The sequence below is a fragment of the Leptolyngbya sp. NK1-12 genome, from assembly GCF_032598965.1.
Taxonomy (GTDB): Bacteria; Cyanobacteriota; Cyanobacteriia; order Elainellales; family Elainellaceae; genus Elainella.
In genome coordinates this window covers 506,864-530,016 of the sequence record NZ_CP053586.1, presented here as the reverse complement: position 1 = coordinate 530,016, position 23,153 = coordinate 506,864, and the positions used below count along the sequence as shown (strand labels likewise).

The 23,153-nt window shown below is 51.6% G+C and carries 9 protein-coding genes; 6 read left to right on the top strand and 3 right to left on the bottom strand.

The features are described from left to right. The first annotated feature begins 38 nt into the window (after positions 1–38). Positions 39–1,691, top strand: coding sequence for an ABC1 kinase family protein (locus tag HJG54_RS01775; RefSeq protein ID WP_316433016.1), 1,653 nt, complete (start codon positions 39–41; stop codon positions 1,689–1,691). A gap of 23 nt (positions 1,692–1,714) precedes the next feature. Here the strand turns inward: HJG54_RS01775 and HJG54_RS01770 are convergent, their stop codons facing one another. The 3 genes from HJG54_RS01770 to HJG54_RS01760 all read right to left on the bottom strand — a co-directional run bounded on the left by HJG54_RS01770 (position 1,715) and on the right by HJG54_RS01760 (position 4,865). Next, positions 1,715–2,413 (bottom strand): DevA family ABC transporter ATP-binding protein, encoded by a 699-nt coding sequence (locus tag HJG54_RS01770; RefSeq protein ID WP_316433014.1) that lies wholly within the window; start codon positions 2,411–2,413, stop codon positions 1,715–1,717. Positions 2,414–2,422: 9 nt separating this feature from the next. Further along, the gene (gene devC / locus HJG54_RS01765; protein WP_036001158.1) at positions 2,423–3,598 is read right to left on the bottom strand and encodes an ABC transporter permease DevC; all 1,176 of its coding nucleotides are present in this window, start codon (positions 3,596–3,598) and stop codon (positions 2,423–2,425) included. A gap of 160 nt (positions 3,599–3,758) precedes the next feature. After that, on the bottom strand, positions 3,759–4,865 hold the full coding sequence (locus HJG54_RS01760; RefSeq protein ID WP_316433010.1) for an ABC exporter membrane fusion protein: 1,107 nt from the start codon (positions 4,863–4,865) through the stop codon (positions 3,759–3,761). A gap of 2,615 nt (positions 4,866–7,480) precedes the next feature. Here HJG54_RS01760 and HJG54_RS01755 point away from each other — a divergent pair. The 5 genes from HJG54_RS01755 to HJG54_RS01735 all read left to right on the top strand — a co-directional run bounded on the left by HJG54_RS01755 (position 7,481) and on the right by HJG54_RS01735 (position 23,120). After that, the gene (locus HJG54_RS01755; RefSeq protein ID WP_316433008.1) at positions 7,481–12,343 is read left to right on the top strand and encodes a polyketide synthase; all 4,863 of its coding nucleotides are present in this window, start codon (positions 7,481–7,483) and stop codon (positions 12,341–12,343) included. Positions 12,344–12,516: 173 nt separating this feature from the next. Further along, a complete protein-coding gene (locus tag HJG54_RS01750; protein WP_316433007.1) occupies positions 12,517–13,140 on the top strand; it encodes a hypothetical protein in 624 nt (207 codons plus the stop codon). 125 nt (positions 13,141–13,265) lie between these two features. Beyond that, positions 13,266–15,029: an SDR family NAD(P)-dependent oxidoreductase gene (locus HJG54_RS01745; protein WP_316433006.1), complete on the top strand. Its 1,764-nt coding sequence runs from the start codon at positions 13,266–13,268 to the stop codon at positions 15,027–15,029. Between the two features lie 145 nt (positions 15,030–15,174). Beyond that, positions 15,175–21,522: a beta-ketoacyl synthase N-terminal-like domain-containing protein gene (locus HJG54_RS01740; protein WP_316433005.1), complete on the top strand. Its 6,348-nt coding sequence runs from the start codon at positions 15,175–15,177 to the stop codon at positions 21,520–21,522. Beyond that, the gene (locus tag HJG54_RS01735; RefSeq protein WP_316433004.1) at positions 21,519–23,120 is read left to right on the top strand and encodes a PfaD family polyunsaturated fatty acid/polyketide biosynthesis protein; all 1,602 of its coding nucleotides are present in this window, start codon (positions 21,519–21,521) and stop codon (positions 23,118–23,120) included. Before HJG54_RS01740 ends, HJG54_RS01735 begins: the two co-directional genes overlap by 4 nt. Positions 23,121–23,153 lie beyond the last annotated feature (33 nt).

Below are 23,153 nucleotides of genomic sequence, written 5' to 3'. Positions count from 1 at the left end.
TCCTAGCAAAGTCTTGGTCTTCGTGCATGAAATCCCCCATGATTGCCCTTGTTAGCTCTGCGGCTCGCCAACGAGAGATCGTTGAAGTCTTCATTCGCCACGGCTGGGACTATATGCGCCAGCTTTTGACGCTCGGCAAAAGCGATGAGCCAGAGTTGCCCGCCCCAGAAGTGCTATGCAACATTCTCACCGATCTAGGTCCGGTGTATGTCAAGCTGGGGCAACTTTTGAGCACCCGCCCCGATCTATTGCCATCTGCTTATATTCAAGCCTTAAGCCATCTCCAGGCCAATGTTGCACCTGTGGGTTGGGACGCAATCGAGGTAACGCTGCGGCAGGAACTCGGCGAGCTACCCGAAACAGTATTTTCCAGTTTTGAGCATGAGACCATTGCGGCAGGTTCCATTGCTCAGATCTACCGTGCCGTTTTAAAAAACGGCGAGCCGGTAGCCGTAAAAGTGCAGCGACCCGGTATCGCGGCAGTTGTGGCACAAGATATGGCTCTGTTCCGGCAAATTGCTGGCCTGCTGTCGGCTACCGACTTTGGCAAACGCTACAACGTGGTGGATCTAGCCGATGAATTTAGCGCTTCGCTGCGCAACGAACTAGACTTTACTCAAGAAGCCAACTACACCGAGCGGCTCCGACAAAACCTCAGCACCAGCCGCTGGTTTGATCCAAAGCAGATTGTGATTCCCAAGGTGTATCGCCACTTGTCAAACCGCAAAATTTTGGTGCTGGAGTGGATTGAAGGCGTGCCGATTCTCAAATCACGGTTGGCAACTGGACAAACCGAGGCCGAGCAGTCCGCCAGACATACCTTTACCTCGCTCGCCTTTCGAGTATTTTTACAGCAATATCTAGTGGATGGCTTTTTCCATGCAGATCCCCATCCCGGCAATTTGTTTTACCTAACAGACGGGCGGCTCGGCATTCTAGACTGCGGCATGATGGGGACTCTCAATCCCCGCATGCAGTCGATCATGGTGGAATTAGTGCTGGCCATTGTCGATTTTGATCCAGACCGCTGTGCCCAACTGACCTTGCAGTTAGCTGAGCCGATGGATATCAGCCAGCCGATCAATGTGGCCCAATTGCAGGCTGACTATGATCGATTGCTGCGGCGATATCATAACCTGAATTTGTCGAGTGTAAATGTCAGTGAAGCATTTAGCCAGATTATCGAAGCTGCTCGCCGCAATAACTTGCGCTGGCCTAGCAACATCGGTTTACTGACTAAATCCCTCGCCAATCTAGAGGGAGCCGGACGGGAATTTGATCCGACGATCAATATCATGGATGAAGTGCGTCCCTTAATGATCGATCTATTCCGTCAGCAGCTGGTCGGCAATAATTTGGCCCAAACCGCCTTGCGAACCGCGCTGGAATTTAAGCAGCTTTCGCTTGACTCGCCGCGTCAGGTAGGTTTCTTACTAAATCGCCTCACCTCTGAAACCTTGACGCTCAATTTAGCGCTACAGGATCTCCATGCTCTGCGTAAAACCTTAGACGATGGCGCCAATCGCCGTTCGTTTAGCACAGTAGTTGGTGCACTCATTATTGGTGCGGCAATTATTTCGGCTAGCCAACAAACGCCGCAATTACAAATTGTCAGCAATGTTTTGTTTGCCGTAGCAAGTCTGTTGGGGCTGTGGTTGATTGTGACGATTCTGCGTTCTGGTAACCGCTGAGCCGATATTCCAGTCTGCAGGGTTCACTGAGTTAATAATCGCCCGTCTTCCATTGAGATAATACGGTCAGCAATGTCGAGGATACGATTGTCGTGAGTTACCATCAGGACTGCCGAACCCTGATCTTTGGCTAAGCGCTGCATCAGTTCGATCACATCTCGCCCCGTTTTACTGTCGAGAGAGGCGGTGGGTTCGTCAGCTAAGATCAACCGAGGCTGGGTAACAAGCGCACGCGCAATTGCGACCCGCTGCTTTTGCCCAATCGATAACTGCTGCGGATAGTAATTCATCCGATCGCCCAGCTTGACGGCTTGCAGCATCGCTTCGGCCTCTTTACGAGCTAGCCTAGACGGGATCCGGTACAGCTCAAACGGCATTTGCACATTTTGACGAGCGGTGAGAAACGGCAGCAAATTGTGGCCCTGAAAAATGTAACCAATCTGGCGACGAATCTTGACCAGCTTTTGAGATGAAGCGCCAGCCAACTCTTGGCCCATTAGCTGCAAGCTACCTTCTCGCACAGTTCTCAGACCGCCGATTAACGTCAGCAAACTGGTTTTTCCAGCCCCTGACGGTCCAGTCATGATTACAATTTCGCCGGGCTGTAGCTCTAAATTGATATCAAACAGGATTTGTCGCCGCAGGGATCGTCGCCCCAGAAATAAATTCAGGTTTTCGATTCTCAGGATTGGCTCTTGTAGCGTGACTTTATCAACTTGCATGGGATTGATCTAGAAAATGTCGGCTGGATCGGCTGAGCGTAGTTTTTGCACCGCGAATACACCAGAAACAGAACACATAAGCACAATAGATGCTAGAACCAGCAAGCTCTGATCAAGAGTCATATTGATAGGAAGTCGGGTCGCCTCTTTAGCGAGATTAAAGAGCCTTGAAGATGTGAAAAATCCTGGTAGATAGCTGAAAATTGCTAAGAGCAGCGCTTGCTGAAATACAACGAACAACAAATACGAGTTGGTGAAACCGATCGCTTTGAGCGTAGCGTACTCGATAATATGACTAGAAATATTACTGTAAAGAATCTGATAGGCGATTCCAATCCCAACCACAAATCCCATTGAAACCATTAGTCGGAATGTAAATCCAATGGGAGTACGCTCATTCCAATACTGCTTCTCGAAATCAATAAATTCTTGTCGTGTTAAAATCCTAATGTCTTGTGAGAGATGAGTGATCAAATTATTTTGAACTTGTTGAATATTAGCACCCGGCTTCAAGTGAATCGAGCCAATATCAATGGCTTCTGTACTGCGATCGGCAAAAATATTAACAAAGGTAGATAGGTTAGTAATTAGGTTGCCATCTACACCGAATGAAGCTCCTAACGTAAATAGCCCTTTGACTTCAAGTCGGTTAGCAGTGGTGATCGAATTAAACGGTGTAATCTCTAGGGAAACTTCACCCTGTTCCTCAAATCGCTGTGCAATCGGACCAAAGTCGGGCCGGGAGTCACGATCAAATAGGGCGGTGCTAGCGAGTTTGAGGATGTCCAAATTCTGATTGATCTCAGGAACATTAAAGATCGGTTTACTGGGATCAACTCCGAACATGAAGATAGAAAACTTTTGCCCCGTTTCGATGTTTCTCAATTTGCCAAATTGAAAATAGAGTGGAGTAACATCTGCCACACCATCGAAGGCTAGAGTTTGATAAAGGCGGCTCTTGGGAAAACTTTGCTGGGCCACCAACGATTTGTATTGCTTGCTAATGATAAATAAATCACCGGCAAGGTTTTGGTGTACCCTAACTGCACTTTTAAATAGAGCATCTTGAAACCCAAGCTGCATAAATAATAGCGTCACGACAAAAGCCAATCCTGCTAGCGTTGCGAAAAGTCGTACTCGCTGATGGATGAGCTGTAGCCAAGCAACTGGGATCGCAAAAATCATTACCAGATTCCTAGTGGATACTAAAAAATAAACCGAGTCTAAAGCAGCATGAAAACAATACCAAAGCTAATGGGGATCAAATCGATATAGTACTAAACAGCTACATTTCTGAGAATTCAGCTCTGAGAATTCAGCTCTGAAAATTCAGCTTAGGGTAGTCCTATTGTCCTTGAATTAAAACCTGAACCTGGAGATTGCTCAACCTGGCTACCTTTTTGCTGCTTTCAGGGTCTAGTTGAATTTTGACTTCAACCACGCGATTATCGGTGTCCGCTAGAGGATTATTTTCAAACACATCTTGGCGGGAAACCTGTAGCCCAATTTGAGACACCTTACCACTCAATTGATCGGAAAAAGCAGTTCCGGTAACTGTAGCTTTTTGCCCTAGCTGCACGCGCTTGATATCAGTTTCGTATACTTGAGCGACTACATTCATGACATCAGTTTGACCAATTTCAACGATGCCATCTGTACCAATTACTTCACCCGGACGAGTGTGAATTTTGATCACCTGAGCGGTCATAGGAGAACGCACATAGGTCAACTCCAGATCGGCTTCGGCCTGACGCACAGCGGCAATGGCACTATTCAGCTCAGCTTCAGCAATTTGAACATCTTCTGGCCGGACTTCAGCAATGCTTTCCAGCGAACTGCGAGCCTGCCGGATTTGTTCCTGGGTTGCTTCGACTCGCAGACGCTTTTCCTCCAGATCGACTTCTGAAATAGCCCCATCTGTGAATAGCTGCTCGTTTCGTCGATATTCACTCTCAGCGTTGCGTAGCTCGGCTTCTAGTCGTGCAATGGCTGCTCGCTGAGCCTCGATTTCCCCCTGCTTTGCACCAGCTTTGACCTGAGCTAACTTAGCTTTGGCAATGCCTACGTTTGTCTTAGCTCTCTCTAGCGCGGCCTCACGGCTACTCTGGCTGTCTAGAATGGCAATCACTTGTCCGGCCTGAATCTGCTGGCCTTCCTGAACCAATAGCTCCCTCACCTGTGAACCTTGCAAAGAACTCGGAGCAGACAAACGCACAATTTTGCCCTGGGGTTCAATTCTGCCCAGAGCTGACACATTAGCTGGCACCGGACTCGCTACTACCGGCTCAGGTGTAGCAGAGCCTGCTGCTACCGCATTCTCAACCGCCGATCCAACCCTGAAGTAGCTGTTATAAAAGTAGGCAGCTCCAACGGCTAGCATCCCAGACACGGATAGCAGAGCGACCCACTGGCTGGCATTGCTGCGAAACGATTGATCCCCATCTCGAGGCATGATGACACCTCCTAAAAAGAAGCTATGGTTAGAAATTTCTGTAAGACAGCACGATCCAGTTCATGCTCCAGTTCATGCTCCGACTACTGTTTAAATCCCGAGCCGTTCACCTTGATTGCTTCTGCACTCCAGTCCAACTGCCTTTTGCTATCAATGTAGTCCAAGTAACCCGGTCAAAGATTTGTGCGGTGGCTCAAAACTGCACATAATCCCGCGCAAACATCACCCCTCAAAACATCCTGCTAAAATTCCGTCAATGTTTTCCACGAAGTACTTTTGCAAAACTCTTTTCCAAAGCCTTTTTTTAAAGTCTTAATTCTCAAAAAGTGTCAAAAAGTGTCAAAAAGCTGCACAGCAGGTCGAAAAAAGACGAGTGCTCCCACTTATCCCTGTTAGCTTGAGGAACGGCTGTGGCCCATCACTAACAGCTCAAAACTAACCGTACAAGACGAATTGCACACACCGATCTGGTGCAATATCCAGCGTAATATCCTAGTAATTCAAGGTAATTCAAGACTCGTATACCTGAAAACTTATAGCTCAGGTCTTTAATCCAATACATCTACACCACGATAATGCAGATTGGCAACTGGCACCCATATCAAATTTATCCGGGCCTAGTTCTAAACGCAATATTTCCTCCTAACAGTACCGCAATCAGGCAAAATTTACTAACCTCCGATCTGTGTATTAGCAATCAACCAATAACCGCAACTGATACCGTATTGCTTGGCCTACCCCAACTTTTGCACTGCGGCAGTAACCTGCCCGTGCTGACAAAATCACGAAATCTTTAGGAACAAGGGCAAACTTTTCCGGATCCTCATGAAATCTTGTGGAAGAGATCATATAGGTCAAGTAGGTCAAGCATATTCAGACCGAAAGTGGCACTGCCGAAGTCTAGAAAGACAAACTGGGCTTGGTAAAATCGGGCGATTAAGCCAATAGCTGCAACCTCAACGCCAACTCGATGCCAACTCAATGTCAACTCAGTACCAACAACTCCTACACCACTAACAGCCTAGGGCACTCAGGGCAACTAGCTACAGGGCAAGTGGGTCTCCAGTAACCGAAGCATAGAACACACCCGAACCAAAAGAACCAACTGAAAACGCGAATCAGAATAGCGAACCAGAGTAAAACCGTAAAACCGCTACACCCGAACCAAGATTGTTCTCACTCAAACGAGTTCTACCCAAAACGAGCATTCAATGTCAACCCATTTGACTTCTGTAATCCTGGGTACAAAATAGGGAATCATACGGAAACTTTAAACATAAGTTACGGCAATTTTTTCGACCAGCCGTTGCGATAGAAATTTTTCACCTCAAATTGTTCATAAGTGATACAAAGTGCGAAGCCGCTTGACAAACTGGGAACAAAACCCAGATTTCTACGTCACGGACCACCCACTCTCACCTTGAAGCGAACAATTTTTCTCTCGATGCCAAATAACCGCACTTCTAAGTGGAAATACGGGCAAGTAAATGTGTTGAAAATTCATGTTTGGCGCAATCCGAATTTGCTGATCTTCCTATTTAAGTCAGGGATGCAATGTAAAATGTATATGAAGTTCAGTGCATTCGCTTGAACTTGCAAGAGTCTTAGGTATATCTGGTAGTTGTGGATTCACGTATGACGCCTGCTCACCCAGAGGGGCAACGCTTACTTAGCGCAGTAGTGTCTGCATCCTGATGAAGGTTTCTGCTGTTCTGATTCGATTTCATGTAGTTTGTTCCGTTGTTTGATGATTCTAGAGCTGGAGGTGCGGTAGTGGGTTTATGAGTTGAGTTGGTTCGCATTTGTAGTTAGATGTGACTAATGCGATGTTGCCCGGTACGGCTTTAGTCCGATACGATTCGCCTTGTGCTTTGTAGATCGGTTTCGGTTACGTTAGTCGCGGTAGGTTATCTGGGCGCTGTTAAGGTTTTAATCAGGTTTTTAACGTACTTCCGCTTCCTACACCCAAGTTTGATCGCTTTTTTCCTCACTCCGAGTTTTGAGATCCAGGGTTTTCAGGCATCCATTTAAGACTTGACCAATGGGTTGAGGTTCCGGCACTTCCAGCTAAGGCTGCAAGTATGCTTTAACTCATATCAAGGTTTTCTAACAATATAGATTTTCATGGGTAAGGAAGCCTGTGGTTTGGTTGTTGGTGAGATGTAGCATTGGTGCTACTGATTTAACAGGGTTTTGCGATAAAGTTATTGTCCGCACATTGCTGCTTTCGCTTGCGGACGTCTTTCCCACACAGGAGCATCTGTTGTTTACTGGATGACTCGTCTAGGCATACACATACGTCACCTAGATTATTGAAGTCGATGTAGCTCAGGATGTTGTAAGGTTTGCAGCTCTTACTGATTTGAGCTTAAGCGAGGATTTAGTTGAAATCTTCGCGACTGATTGGCAGATTTGCCTGAGTGATCTGCCTGAGTATCATTCAGCATATGTTCATCAGGTTTTAGCTGCTATGTATTCTGTGTTCACTCTTTTGGCGATGGTAAGAATGAGCTATGTCCGCTCACAAAGTTGCTGCTGCTTTAATGCAGCTACAAGAGGAGCTTGAAGCTGTTGAGAGAATTGTGATGGAGACTATTCAGGGAAGAGGGGAATCGATGTCAGATCAGTCCAGAAAGTCGTTACATGTCAACCAGCTGAATCGGCGATTGCGCGATGATCCCATCGCCGTTATCGGTATGGCTGCCATCTTTCCTGAGTCGGAAAACCTGCAGGAATTTTGGGAAAAGATTTACCAGGAAGCGGATTGTATTCGAGATGTGCCAGCGTCTCGATGGAACGTAGAGGCTTACTACGATCCCGATCCAAAAGCTTCCGATAAAACCTACTGTAAACGCGGTGGCTTCATTCCAGATATTGACTTTAACCCGGTGGAATTTGGTTTGCCGCCCAACCTGCTGGAGTCAACCGATGTCTCTCAACTGCTGTCACTCTACGTTGCGAAACGGGCAGTGGAGCATGCTGGCTACCGGGCGATCGAGCAAGCGGCCAGTGGGCAAGGGCGATCCTTTAATCGAGATAAGGTGGGTGTAATTTTGGGGGCGGCTGGAACCCAGTTGGGCGGTCCGCTAGGGGCGCGATTGCATTACCCTGTTTGGGAACGTGTGCTCAAGACTTGCGGCCTGGATGAAGCAGATACACGAAAGATCATTGAGAAGATCAAGGCAGCTTATCTGCAATGGACTGAGGATGCTTTTCCAGGCATGTTGTCTAACGTCATTGCCGGACGGATTGCGAACCGCCTTGATTTCGGTGGAATTAACTTTACGATTGATGCTGCCTGTGCCAGCTCCTTGGCAGCAGTGAAGATGGCGGTGAATGAACTGGTGACGGGCGGTTGTGACATGGTCCTCACTGGTGGGGTCGATTTGGACAATTCGGTCTTTACCTACCTGTGTTTTAGCGAAACTCCGGCACTCTCGCGCAGTCAACAAACTCGCCCGTTTGACGCCGAATCAGATGGCATGATGCTGGGCGAAGGTGTTGGCATGGTGCTGTTGAAGCGTTTGAGCGATGCGGAACGAGATGGCGATCGAGTCTATGCTCTGATTCAAGGAGTAGGCACCTCTAGCGATGGCAAATATAAGAGTATCTATGCTCCCCGTCCGGCCGGTCAGGTTCGTGCGCTGCAAGATGCCTATGCCGATACTCAGGTTGATCCAGCAACCGTTGGATTAATTGAAGCTCACGGAACCGGAACTAGGGCGGGCGATCCAGCTGAATTGGAATCTCTGAAGCTTTTCTTTGGTCAGTTGCCCGTGGAAAAGCAGACCATTGCGCTGGGCAGTGTTAAATCTCAAATTGGTCATACCAAGGCGGCAGCAGGTGTAGCCAGCTTAATCAAGACTATATTGGCCCTGCACCACAAGGTTTTGCCAGCCACAATTAATGTGAAAAAACCCAATCCTCATTTTGGGCTGGATCAATCCCCGTTCTACATTAATTCCGAAACTCGGCCTTGGATTCGAGCTGTGGGAGCGCCCCCGCGACGAGCTGGCGTCAGTTCGTTTGGATTTGGTGGCACAAATTACCATGTTGTTCTGGAAGAATACCAGGAGGAACATCAGCAGGCCTATCGTATGCATCAGGCCGCCCAAGTGGTGTTGCTGCATGCGCCAACGCCGGCCGAGTTAGTTGAACGCTGTGAAGCAGTCCTGCACCAATTGAAGTCCAACAACGGTGAATGCAGCTATGCCGAATTAGTCGCTGAGTGTCAGACACTAGAGATTCCAGCAGCAGCTGCCCGTTTAGGCTTTGCCGCGACTTCCCTCCAGGATGCTTGCCGCAAGTTGCAAACCGCTATTGGGTTACTGATTAAGCCGCTTGGCTCAGCTTGGGAGCATCCGCTGGGCATTTTCTATCAACAGAGCGGTGAATTACCTGGCAAGGTAGTCGCCCTGTTTCCTGGGCAAGGCTCCCAGTATCTCAAGATGGGGCGCGAGCTGACAATTGACTTTCCAGAACTGCGCCAAACCTATGGCTATCTGGATGACCTGCTCGCTAAAGACCGGATGCACCGCATTTCCAATCTTGTGTTTCCCCAGCCTGCCTTTGAGCCAGAGCAGCAGGAAGCGCGCGAGCGGATGTTACGCCGCACCGAATATGCCCAACCGGCCATTGCTGCTGTGAGTGCAGGACTGTATAAAATTCTGCGCCGAGCGGGTTTCCAGCCTGATGTTGTGGCTGGCCATAGTTTCGGTGAACTGACGGCGCTCTGGGCTGCCGAAGCGATTAGCGAAGAAGATTACTTCTTCCTAGTCAAGGCACGGGCCAAGGCAATGGCAGCTCCAGATCAACCTGGTTTTGATGCGGGGGCGATGCTGGCGGTAACGGGGGATGCTCAGCAGGTAGAAGTTCTATTGCAAGCTCATCCTCAAGTCACGATTGCTAACTGGAACTCGAATCAACAGGTCGTGCTGGCGGGCAGCAAGCCTGAGATTGCTAAAGTGCAGCAGATTTTAGAGTCTAAAGGATTCTCAACGGTACCGCTGCCGGTGTCTGGGGCATTCCACACCTCGCTCGTAGCTCATGCCCAACAGCCCTTTGCAAAGGCGATTGAGGCAGTAACCTTCAAAGCGCCAACAATCACCGCCTACACCAACGTGACGGCTGCTCCCTACCCCAGTGAACCAGCCGCAGTGAAGCGCAATTTGCAAAATCACATGTGTTCTCCGGTTTCCTTTAAGCAGGAAATCGAAAATATATACAACGCGGGTGGGCGATTCTTTGTGGAGGTTGGGCCACGCAGTATCCTGACCAATTTAGTGAAGGAAATTTTGGGCGATCGACCCTATGTGGCAATTGCCCTCAACGGCAGTCGGCAGAAAGATAGCAGCTACCAGTTTCGAGAAGCGATTGCGAGACTACGAGTTGCCGGTTTGTCTCTGAAGGATGTAGATCCCTATCAGGTGCCGAAACCTTTGCCGGAGCCAAAAAACCCCAAAGGTTTCTATGTGCGCTTGAATGGCTGCAATTACGTCAGCGATAAAACCAGGTCGGCGTTTGAGAAAGCCCTTAATGATGGATTCCGCATTCAGCTTGTTGCTAGCGAAAATGGCAATGGTCATGGCAAAAACGGCAATGGTCATGGCAACGGAAAAGGTGGCAATGGATTCCATCCGGTGCTGCAACCTCTGCAAACGATCCAAGTTGCTGCTCAAGAGAAAGTAACCGTAGCTGCAAGCTCTGAATCACGGCACGTGGTTGCTAACACCTCACCCATCACCTTGATGACCCCAGCTGTCGCAACGCCTGCGGCTAAATCCGAAAATGGACATGCTTGGATTCCTCAAAGTGGAGCCAAAAATGGGTATGCCTCTAGCTATACCAATCATGCTAATGGAGCGATCAACGGAAATGGTACTGGCTTGCAGTCAGATAAATTGGCTGCTCGCAATGGCTCTGTGCATCATCAACGTCCTGCAACGGCAGTGATATCTGCATCTGCCACAGAACCTGCAATCGCTCCGGTCGTTAGCACTGCTGCTGTGACTGTGAACGGCAGCAGCAGCAATTCTGTCTATTCACCTGAACCTATCACACAGCCTATGCCGGATTCTTCCATGAACTATCAACGCGCCCTAGAGAGCTTGGAGCAGAACCTTGCTCAGTTTAATCAGCACCAGGCTGAAGCTCTCAAAGTTCATAGCCAGTATCTGAGTAATCAACTGGAGTATGCCAAGCTCGTGTTTCAGTTGATGCAGCAGAATCAGACGTTTGCCAGTCAGCCGCTAGAGACTCAAGCTACTTTAGCTGGCAACCTGGAGCGCAGTATTCTCAAACTGCACGACCATCAGGCCGAGACGCTGCGGATTCATGAACAGTCTCTCATGCACCATGCTGAATGCGGCAAGCAATTTTTCACGCTACTGCAGCAGCAGTATGGTTTGCTAGCCGGAGATCAAGTCACGGTGGAATCGCCCTTAGCAGCCCCGGCAGTGGCTCCACTCGATCCGGTTGTGCCAACACCTCAGCAGGCGGCACCTCAGCAGCCCATTCCTCAGCAGGTTGCCCCTCAGCAGTCTGCGCTTCAGCAGCCGATTCTCAAGGCTGAACCCGTGATATCTAGTGGCTCTGCAGCGGTGACGACCGCACCCTCAACTCGTAACGGACATACTGCCGTTCTGCCTGCGCCGACTTCAGCACCAGTTGAACCGGTTGCCCCTGCCCAAGTAACAATTCATGCCGAGATCACTACAGAGGTCACAACTGAGGTCACAGAGGTTACAACTGAGGTCACAACCTCCCACACCGAGATGACAACTGCTGAAATTATTGAAGCAGCCGATACTGCCTCTGTTGTGGTTCTCGCCAGCTCATCGGATCTAGATCCGAAGCTGAGCGAGATGCTGGTGCAGATTGTGAGTGACAAAACTGGCTATCCGACCGAGATGCTGGAACTGGATATGGACATGGAAGCGGACTTAGGCATTGACTCAATCAAGCGGGTGGAGATTCTCACCTCGCTGCAGGAGTCGTTGCCAGAGATGCCCAAGCCCAGTCCAGAAGAAGTGGTAGAAATCCGCACGCTGGGCCAAGTAGTTGAGGTCATCCAAAAGCTTTTGGCTGGAACCACAACAGTATCCACACAGACTGTCACGACCGCTACTTCGGTGGAGACCGTGACTCAGGAAGTTCACACTGAAGTGGTTGTCGATGCGGTTGTAGTTCCCGCCAGCTCATCGGATCTAGATCCGAAGCTGAGCGAGATGCTGGTGCAGATTGTGAGTGACAAAACCGGCTATCCGACCGAGATGCTGGAACTGGATATGGACATGGAAGCGGACTTAGGCATTGACTCAATCAAGCGGGTGGAGATTCTCACCTCGCTGCAGGAGTCGTTGCCAGAGATGCCCAAGCCCAGTCCAGAAGAGGTGGTAGAAATCCGCACGCTGGGCCAAGTAGTTGAGGTCATCCAAAAGCTTTTGGCTACTCCGGTGCTGGAAAAAAAAACGGTGTAGCGCCGCCTGAATCACCGGTTGCACCCATCGTTGCACCCATCGAGGAACAGGTTGAGGACATTATCGAAGCCATTGAAGCCATTGATGGCATTGAACGAAGACGAGTCAAACTACAACCTCTACCTGTTCCCGATGTTCTGGAGTTCACGCTGCCTGAGTCCTACACCTGCTTAGTGACTGACAATGGCTCTCTCACCACCTTGAAGCTTGTAGAAGCGTTAGTGGCACGGGGCTGGAACGTAACAGTTCTGAGTTTTCCGCCGTTCATTTTGCCCCAGCAAGTTCCATTACCAGCAGGAGTGCGTCGAGTCATGTTGGACAATCTGAATGAAGAGCACATGCAACAGCGCTTAGCCGAGATCGCCCAACAGAAAGGCACAATCGGGGCGTTTATCCATCTGCATCCGCTGTTTGCGCTCCAGTCGCAAGGTCCTGCCTTCCTAGACGCAGACCGAGCTATCCTCAAACAGGTGTTCTTCCTGGCTAAGCATCTGAAGCAATCTCTGAACCAGGTGGCCAAGTCTGCCCAGAGCTGTTTCTACACAGTGACTCATCTAGACGGGGCGTTTGGGTTCACTCGCCAAACCAACTTCGGCTGCATTGGGGCTGGTTTGTTTGGACTCACCAAAACCCTGGCAATGGAATGGCCTGCAGTGGCCTGTCGCGCTATCGACCTCAGCCCCAGCTTAGAGCCAGATCAGATGGTCCAGTGCATTTTGGCTGAATTGCAAGACCCCGATCGCAGCTTGACTGAAGTCGCCTACGGTGCCCAAGGGCGGGTGACCTTGACCATCTAGGCTTGGACTATCACCTACAGGCTGAGCTGAATCCATCGACCCAGTTGATTCCCAACCAGTTCCCAATCCAACTCCCAATTGGTTCATCACGTTCTTGTAAATCAGTCCTAATGAGAGGAGCATTAATGACCACAACTGCCCGAATTTGCTCAGAATCGGTCTTTCTCGTCAGCGGTGGTGCACGGGGGGTAACAGCGCAATGCGTGATGAAATTGGCGCAGAGCAGTCAGTGCAAATTTATTTTGCTGGGTCGCTCCGCTATTAGTGGACAAGAACCTGAATGGGCGCAGGGATGTGAAGATGAGGCGGAATTGAAGAAGCGGGTGATGCAGGTGTTGATTGCTCAGGGAGAAAAGCCTACCCCGATGGGCGTGCAGAAAGTATTCAACCAGATCATCGGCCAGCGAGAAATTCAGGCGACATTGGCAGCCATACGACAAGCCGGAAGTCGGGTTGAATATATCAGTGTTGATATCACAAACAAAATCGAACTTCAACAGGCAATTAGCGATATCACCCAGCGTTTGGGAACCATTACCGGCATCATTCATGGGGCTGGCAATTTAGCAGACAAGCTGATTGAAAAGAAAACGGAACGCGATTTTGAAACCGTTTATGCTGCCAAAGTGCAGGGGCTAGAAAATCTGCTCAGCTGCATTCCAATCAATCAGCTTCAGCATTTGGTGCTGTTTTCCTCGGTGGCCGGATTCTATGGCAACGCTGGGCAGTCTGACTATGCGCTGGCTAACGAGATTCTCAACAAGTCAGCCCATCTGATCAAGCAGCAGCATCCTGACTGTCATGTGGTTTCGATTAATTGGGGACCGTGGGACAGCGGTATGGTGACACCGGAACTAAAGCGGGCTTTTGCACAGCGCAATATTGCGGTGATCCCATTGGATGTAGGTGCCCAAATGTTGGTCAATGAGCTGGCGGAGAAAAATCAGAACGATGCCCAAGTCGTGATTGGCAGTCCGATTACACCGGCAGCGGCACCCGCCAACCCCAAGCTCAGCAGCTATCGCATTCGGCGGTGCTTGAGCTTAGCAGCTAACCCGTTCCTGCACGATTATGTGACGGGTGACTGCCCGGTTTTACCGGCTACGGTGGCCGCTTCTTGGTTAATTAATACCTGCGAGCAACGCTATCCTGGCTACCGCTTCCGTCGTCTCGAACGGTTCAACGTTCTAGAGGGGATTATTTTCGACGAAAGCCAACCCCACGAATTTGTGGTAGATGTGCAGGAGACAGCCAAACTGGAGTCAGGCGAGATTGTTTCAGAAGTGCTGATTTGGAGCGAACTGCACCGCGATCAGGTGGATGTTCACTACCGGGGACAGATAACGATTGCTCCTCCCTTCGGTTCGTTGACATCTCCATCTGATCCTAGTCCGCTCCCAACCTATGCGGGTGCCGACCTGGCTACCACCGCTACTTCAGGTCAGTTGCTTTATCCAGGTATCCTGTTCCAGGGCAGGAGTTTCCAGGGTTTACAGCAGGTGCTCAACATCAGCCCAGAGCGGATTACGTTGCACTGCATCGCGCCGAAGCTGAGTGCTGCTCAGAAGGGGCAATTCGTTGTCAAAACCTTTGATCCCTATATTGCTGACAGCGTTTATCAGGCCATTGCAGTTTGGATGCGGCAATCTCACCGAGGAGTTGGATTGCCGTCTGAGTTTGAGTTAGTTGAACAATTCATGTCCCTTACCGCGGGTGAATCCTATTACCTGTCGGTTGAAATTCAATCGGCTACAGAAACTAGCATCATCGCTAACGCAATTGCTCACGATATTGAAGGGAAAATTTATTTTCGCTTCTCCAATATAAAAATAGTGATTACTCAGCAACTCAATCGTGCATTTGCCAGCTCAGTTGGTTATATTACTTAATCTGGTTCAATTTGGTTCAACTAGTTTGTTTTAATCCTAACGAATCTGATTTTCTTGATGTGTGACAAAGACCTATATGAAATTATTCACACTGAATCAATACCTTGATCATTTTTTAATTGTGGATATCTAGCAAAAGCGGATCATGGAAAAAATTGCAGTTGTTGGTCTATCTTGCCTGTTTCCGGGAGCACAAACTCCAGAGCAATTTTGGCAAAACCTGATTGCTGAAAAGGATGTAATTTCCCAGCTCACTAAGGAGCAGGTCGGGGTCGATCCTGAAATTTTCTACGATCCGGAGAAGGGTACTCCCGATCGCTATTACTGTTTGCGTGGTGGCCTGATTCGCGATTTTCAATTTGACCCAGCTGGCTATCGAGTCCCAGCCGATTTTCTCGCCGGTCTCGATGCTATTTTTAAGTGGTCACTCTATGTGGCGAAGCAGGCGCTAGAGGACAGTGGCTACCTGAATCGGGCTGAAATTTTAGCCAAGTGTGGCGTGATTCTGGGCAATCTGTCTTCCCCAACTCGCCTGTCGCAGCGCTTAGTGACGCCAATTTACCGCAGAACGGTGGAGTCAGCCCTGCGCGAACTGCTCGATCAGCCCGATCTAGAACTGCCTCGCCTCACCCCCGAACAGGTTTCGCCCTTTAATTTCTTTACCGCTGGCTATCCGTCTACCTTGATTCCGCAAGCGCTGGGCTTGTCGGGTACAAGCTTTTCGTTGGATGCGGCCTGTGCCTCGCCTTTGTATGCTGTACAGTTGGCCTGCGAATATCTGATTTCTCGCAAAGCGGATTTGATGCTAGCCGGCGCTGTGAGCTGCTCGGATCCGTTCGTCACCCATATCGGCTTTTCCCTCTACCGGGCCTATCCCAGCGATGGAGTAGGCCGACCGCTCGACCAAAATTCCGGCGGCATGATTACGGGTGAAGGAGCCGGGATGTTGGCCCTGAAGCGTTACAGCGATGCCGTGCGGGATGGCGACAAAATTTATGCCACGATTTTGGGGGTGGGACTGTCCAACGATGGCAAGGGCAAGCATTTCCTTACGCCCAGCTCTAAGGGGCAAATGCTGGCGTTTGAGCGGGCCTATGCCGATGCAGCCATTGATCCCCAAAGCATCAAGTACGTGGAATGTCATGCTACCGGCACCGACTTGGGCGACAAAACTGAGCTGAGTTCGATGGATGCCTTCTTTGGGCGCTATGGTAGCAAACCCAAGATCGGTTCGGTGAAATCAAATCTGGGCCATTTGCTGACAGCCGCAGGCATGCCCAGCATGATCAAAGTGATCCTCAGCATGGCGAATGGGGTGATTCCGCCCACGATCAATGTGCGTGAACCGCTGGCCTCTGCGAATGGCGTGATTGACACTGAGCAGGTGGTGACTTCCCTGACGCCTTGGCCCAGCCCGGAGCCAATCAAACGAGCGGCAGTTAGTGCATTTGGGTTTGGTGGTACCAATGCCCATCTGGTAGTCGAGCAGGGAGCGACCGAGCCAGAGCAGGAACTGTCGGTACCTCAGCTAGAGCCGATTGCGATTGTCGGCATGGACGCCTTCTTTGGCCAGTGCAACAGCCTGGATGCCTTTGACCGCAGCATTTATGAAGGCAAGCAGCACTTTATTCCAGTGCCGCCGGAACGCTGGCAAGGCATGGAAAAGCTGCCTGAACTGATGCAGGCTTACGGGTTCGAGTCCGGCCAAGCGCCCCTCGGTGCCTATATTCAGGACTTTGAGATTGACTTTCTGCGCTTCAAGATCCAGCCTAATCTATACGAACAGCCAATTGCCCAGCAGCTTTTGATCCTGAAAGTGGCCGATGCAGCACTGCAAGACGCCAAAATGCCGGAAGGGGGCAACGTGGCGGTAATTATTGCAATGGAAACCGAGGGCAATTCTCACCTCTACCGCGCTCGCTGCGATTCGCTCTGGCAGGTGCCGGAAGCTCTAGCACATCATCATTTGGAAATTCCCGCTGATAAGTTAGCCGAACTGCAAGACACCGTTCGAGAAGGTGTATGCTGGCCGGCTCAGGTGAATCGCTATATCAGCTATGTCGGCAACATTATGGCCAGCCGGATCTCGGCGGCCTGGGACTTTACCGGACCATCGTTGACGATTTCTGGTGGTGAAAACTCTACGTTCAAAGCCCTGGAAATCGCCCAGATTCTCTTAGCCGACCGCAAAGTTGATGCTGTTGTGGTGGGAGCAGTTGATCTGGCCGGCGGCATCGAGAATGTGCTGCTGCGCCAACAAATTGCCCCGATCAATAATGGCGCAACTCCCGGTTTTGACACTCAGACTAGCGGCTGGATGGTAGGCGAAGGAGCTGGCGCGATTGTGCTGAAGCGGCTGGACCAAGCAAAGCAAAGCTCAGATCGGATTTACGCCACTGTGGATGCCGTCAGTCTCGTGCAGGATCACAGCGCGACGTCGTCCGACCGCTATCCGGCTCCACCCTCGGCGACCACCGTTGCTCAAGCCTGTCAGCAAGCCTTTGAGCAAGCCAAAGTCGGGCCAGCGGATGTTGGCTATCTGGAAGTATATGGCAGCGGCGTTCCGGCTGAAGATGTGGCTGAAATTGCTGGTTTGACCCAAGCTTATCAGACCGGTGAGACCGACCTCACCTGCGGCCTGGGCACAGTCAAAGCCAACATCGGCCATACCTTTGCTGCTTCCGGAATTGCCAGCCTGATCAAAGCCGCCCTCTGTGTTTACCACCGCTATATTCCATCGCTGCCTCAGTGGTCTACTCCTAAGCATCAGGAATTGTGGCAGGGGAGTCCCTTTTTCGTGGCGACCGAATCCCAACCCTGGCCGGTGAAATCACAACAGGCAAAGCGAATTGCCGCAGTGAGTGGACTGGGTCTAGACGGCAGTTGCGCCCATGTGATTTTGTCGGAAGACTTGGCTCAGACGACGCGCCCCAGCCGCTATCTAGAGCAAATGCCGTTCCACCTGTTTCCCTTGGCGGCAGATGACCAAGCATCGCTGCTCGACCAGCTGCGGGCCTTAGAGCAAGCAGTGACCGCTTCCACATCGCTGCACCAAACGGCTAGCCAAACCTTCGCCACCTTCCGGCAGCGGCCTGAAGCCAAGTATGTAGCGGTGATTGTGGGCCACAGTCAAGAGGAAGTGCTGCAAGAGATTCAGCGGGGCTTGAAGGGCATTGAACGCGCCTTTCAGCAGAAGCGGGAATGGCAAACCCCAGCCGGTAGCTACTTCACCCCCGCTCCTCAGGGCAAGCTAGGCAAAGTCGCCTTTGTCTATCCGGGTGCCTTTATGTCCTACATGGGCATGGGGCGGGATGTATCGCGGTTGTTTCCCAAACTCTATGACATTCTGCCGGATGAGAGCGCCAAGCTGACTGACCTGCTCTATGCCCAATGTCGGTTGCTTTATCCTCGCAGTCTCAGTAAACTCACACCTCGCCAGTGGGAGGCGCTAGAAGCCAACTTTGCCAATGATTCTGTAGGTATGCTGGTGGCCGGTACCGTGGCAGCGATTCAAGCTTCTGGAATCTTGAAAGACTACTTCCGGCTAGAGCCTCAGGCTGCGTTTGGCTATAGTTTGGGCGAGTTGACCATGCTGTTCTCGTTAGGTGTTTGGTCGAACGTCCAGTCGATTGCTACCAACCTCAATTCCTCCGAGCTGTTTAGAACTCGCCTGTCGGGGCCGAAAACCGCAATTCAGGAGTTCTGGGGCTTGCCGATCCAATCGGATTCGAGTGGCGATTTCTGGGGCACCTATGTCCTCCTTACCGCAGCTGCAGCAGTGCAGGCGGCAGTCCAGCAAGAAAGCCGCGTCTACATCACTCATATCAATACGCCGCAGGAAGTCGTGATTGGCGGCGACAAACAGGCTTGCCTACGCTTGATAGAAGCGCTCAAATGCGACTACTTCCCGTTGCCGATCAGCGGAATTTTGCACTGCGATCCGGTGCGGCTGGAATATGAGCAACTGAAGCAGTGGGCGACTCTACCGGTGCAAGAACAAACCACCATTAACTTCTACTCTGCTGCCGGCTACGATCAGCCTGATCAGCTCAGCACCGAAAAAGTAGCCGATTTAGTTGCCACTGCGCTGAGCCAGTGCTGCGACTTTCCGCGCCTGGTCAACAAAGCCTACGAAGACGGAGTGCGGATTTTCCTGGAGCTGGGTCCGGGCAGCAGTTGTTCCCGCTGGATTAAGGAAACCCTGAATGACCGGGCGCACCTTGCCTTTACCGTCAGCACTCGCGGCATCGATACTCACACCTCAACTGTACGGGCCTTGGCTAGACTGGTGAGCCATCAAGTCAGTGTCGATATTTCACCGCTGTATGTGCCGCTGAAATCTCCGCAAGACAAGCGCAAGTCGCTGATTCGCACGGTCACGCTGCCCGGTGCCCATCGGATCAAGGAAGAAATTTTGGCTCCAGCAAATCGGGAGAAATTTGCGGGCTGTGTCAAGCGCGTTGTCACTCTGCCTGCCTCACCAGAAGCCAGGAAAGCCGCTGAGAAAGCAGTCGTTGTGCCAACCGAGACCAGTGCTGAGTTGCCCAGGCTGTCCTTCACCGTTTTGTCTCCAGAGGTTTTGCCTCCAGAGGTTTTATCTCCAGAAACACCGACCGACCTGCCTGTAGTTGTGTCGAATCAAATCATGGCCGAGCCGCCGTTGCCTGCTCCCCCCGCTGTCAATGGTGCCGCCAAGCCGTCAGCCCCTTGGGCGGAGTTGAACCATCATGCTGCGAATCATTCCAACCATCCGGTGGAAAATCATTTGTTCCAGAATGGCTCGTCTGCCGCCGCTGCATCCTCTCGTCTATATTCTGAACGTCCTATGCCTCCAGCGCTTGATTCTTCTGAGTTCCCACCTTTTGAATCCGAACCACCCAACGGGGCGCATATCAATAGCGCTAGTCCTGCCCCAATCAAGCCCTCCGTCAACTCCCAATCCAAAGCCGCAGCTTTCCAGGCCATGAGCCAGGGGCTACAGAAGCTGACTCAGCACCAGTCTCAGCTCACAGCCACCAACGTCGCCTTCCTGAAAGCACGGCAAGACGGCCTGCGCCAATTGGGGGAACTGCTGCTCCTGCAAACAAAACTGACGGAACAGTCGTTGTCTTCGGTTACGCCGGCCCCAGTGATACCAGCAGCACCGCAAGCTCAGCAATTGCCTCAAGTCCAGCAGGTTCAACAGGTTCAACAGGTTCAACAGGTTCAACAATCAGCTCAGCAATTAGCTCAGCCGCAACCAAAACCAGCCAACGTGATTTTCGATGAGGCTGAAGTCCTGGAAGTGGCCTGCGGCAAACTGGCGAAGGTGTTTGGTCCTGAGTACGAGGTGGTTGATGCGCTGCCGCGCTGCACCCGGATTCCGATGCCACCCTACTTGTTCATCAGTCGCGTTACCAAAATCGCAGCCAAACGCGGCAGTTTAGAAGATTGCTTCATCGAGACCGAGTACGACATTCCCTACGGAGCCTGGTATACCACGGGTGGTTATATGCCCTGTGCCGTGGCGGTGGAAGCGTCTCACTCCAATATCTTTTTGATGAGCTACATCGGGGTTGACTTTGAAACCAAAGGTGAGCGGGTATACCGGGCGCTGGGCGGCACAATTACCTTCACAGGCCGCTTGCCTAAAGAAGGCGAAACCATGCGCTGCGAGGTAACAGCCCATTCCTTTAGCCGCATGGGCGAGACGCTGCTGTTCACCTTCACCCACAAGTGCTTTATTGGCGACCAGCAATTCATGCAGATGGAATGCAAGGCGGGCTTTTTCTCCGACGAGGAACTGCTCAAAGGTCAAGGCATTCCCCAAAGCAAGCTCGACCAACTGATGCGCAGCAAACTGAAGAAGCAATACTTCCAGCCATTGCTGCCCTGCACGAAAACCGCCTTCTTGGAAGCCGATCTGGAGCAGCTCAACCAGGGTAACTTTGCCGCCTGTTTCGGCACTGATTATGCTGCCCAGAGCCACAACGCCAAATTCAGCTTCTTCCCACCCACCCAGATTCGCATGATCAACCGCATCACCTCGGTGGATCCGCAGGGCGGTGCTTGGGGACTGGGGCTGCTAGTGGCCGAAAAAGACCTCACTCCAGATGCCTGGTATTTCAACTGCCACTTCAAGAACGACTTTTGTATTCCCGGTACCTTAGTCGGCGAAGGCTGCGGCCAGCTTCTAGCCTTCTATCTGCTCTATCTGGGACTGCACACGCGAGTCGAGGATGCCATCACCCAGCCGCTGCTCAACCAGACCCAAATCGGGCACTATCGCGGCCAGATCAAGCCCACGACCGGCACGATCACCTACCGGGTTGAAGTCACCGAAATCGGCCTCAGCCCCAGACCCTATGTCAAGGCAGAATGCTCAGCAATCTTCGAGGGCAAAACCATTGCCGTGATGAAGAACCTGGGCCTAGAGCTAGTCGAACGTCCGGCGGCCAACTTCAACCACAGCTCACGTTCCAACTCACTCTCGTTAGCGGGGAATGAAAAGTGACTAGCGTTTACACACCCTCGGTTTCAGTACCTCTAGACGCGATCGCCTTCGATGCGGCTGGAATTAAAGCCAGACTGTTGAACCTCTACCATCCCTGCTCAGTGGTGCGCTATGACGGCCAGATTGGCATGGTGAATCAAGCCTATGTTGGCGAAGTGGAAACCGGACGGTCGGGGCTGGAAGTACTAGCAACTCTGCCTCCCACTCCGCTAGAGCAGTTGGGCGACCCGAACTTCCGCGCCTTTCACGGCATCAAGTATGCCTATACCACCGGCGCGATGGCAGGCGGCATTGCCTCGACGGATCTCGTGATTGCCCTCGGTCAGGCCGGACTGTTGGGATCCTTTGGGGCGGGCGGTGTAGCTCCGGCTCGACTAGAGGCCGCTGTGCAGCAGATCCAGCAAGCCCTACCCCATGGCCCCTATGCCTTTAACCTAATCCACAGTCCCAGTGAACCGGCCATGGAGCGCGGTGCGGTTGATTTGTATCTGAAGTACGGCGTTAAGACAATCGAAGCCTCGGCATTTCTGGCTCTGACTGCGAACCTCGTGTATTACCGGGCCGCCGGGTTGAGCCTCGATGCCAACAACCAGATTCAGATCGGGCACAAGGTAATTGCCAAACTATCGCGGCGAGAAGTGGCCGATCAGTTTATGCAGCCCGCTCCAGTCAAACTGCTGAAGGAATTGGTCGAGCAGGGATTGATCAGCGAGCAGCAGGCCCGCTTAGCCGAACAGGCGCCAATGGCCGATGACATTACCGTCGAAGCCGATTCGGGCGGCCATACCGACAACCGCCCCCTGGTGTCGCTGCTGCCCTCGATTTTGAAGCGTCGAGATGAACTGCAAGCCAAATATCAATATCCGGTATTGATTCGGATCGGGGCCGCAGGCGGCATTAGCACGCCCGAATCGGCATTAGCCGCCTTCATGATGGGAGCCGCCTATGTGGTCACGGGTTCGGTGAACCAGGCTTGTGTAGAAGCGGGCACCTCCGACTACACCAAACGCCTGCTGGCCGAAGCCGAAATGCATGACGTGATGATGGCCCCCGCTGCCGACATGTTCGAGATGGGCGTCAAGCTGCAAGTGCTGAAGCGCGGCACGCTGTTCCCAGTCCGGGCACAAAAGCTCTACGAAATCTACCGCAGCTACGACTCGATCGACGCCATCCCCAAAGACGAACGCCAGCGTCTGGAAAAGCAAATCTTCAAAAAAAGCCTGGATGAAGTCTGGGAAGGCACCGTCGCCTTCTTCCAACAGCGCGACCCCAGCCAGATCGAGCGCGCCAGCCAGAATCCCAAACGCAAAATGGCGCTGATCTTCCGCTGGTACCTGGGCTTGTCTTCGCGCTGGTCAAATTCTGGCGAAGCGGGACGGGAATCGGACTATCAGATCTGGTGTGGTCCAGCAATGGGAGCCTTCAACGAATGGGTAAAAGGGTCCTACTTAGCCGAGCCAGCCAATCGCCGGGTAGTAGATGTGGCCCATCACATTCTCACTGGAGCTGCCTACCTCTACCGGATTCAGGCGCTAAAAATGCAGGGAATTTACCTGCCTGCCGACTTCAGCCACTATCAGCCGCTGCCCTTGCTCTAACTGGGTCTGCTCCCGCAGTTTTCAAGATTTCTA

Excerpts from the sequence above, each read along its gene's own strand:
- HJG54_RS01760 (WP_316433010.1), bottom strand. The coding sequence starts at position 4,865 with ATGCCTCGAGATGGGGATCAATCGTTTCGCAGCAATGCCAGCCAGTGG.
- HJG54_RS01745 (WP_316433006.1), top strand. The coding sequence starts at position 13,266 with ATGACCACAACTGCCCGAATTTGCTCAGAATCGGTCTTTCTCGTCAGC.
- HJG54_RS01755 (WP_316433008.1), top strand. The coding sequence starts at position 7,481 with ATGTCAGATCAGTCCAGAAAGTCGTTACATGTCAACCAGCTGAATCGG.
- HJG54_RS01740 (WP_316433005.1), top strand. The coding sequence starts at position 15,175 with ATGGAAAAAATTGCAGTTGTTGGTCTATCTTGCCTGTTTCCGGGAGCA.
- HJG54_RS01770 (WP_316433014.1), bottom strand. The coding sequence starts at position 2,413 with ATGCAAGTTGATAAAGTCACGCTACAAGAGCCAATCCTGAGAATCGAA.
- HJG54_RS01775 (WP_316433016.1), top strand. The coding sequence starts at position 39 with ATGATTGCCCTTGTTAGCTCTGCGGCTCGCCAACGAGAGATCGTTGAA.
- devC (WP_036001158.1), bottom strand. The coding sequence starts at position 3,598 with ATGATTTTTGCGATCCCAGTTGCTTGGCTACAGCTCATCCATCAGCGA.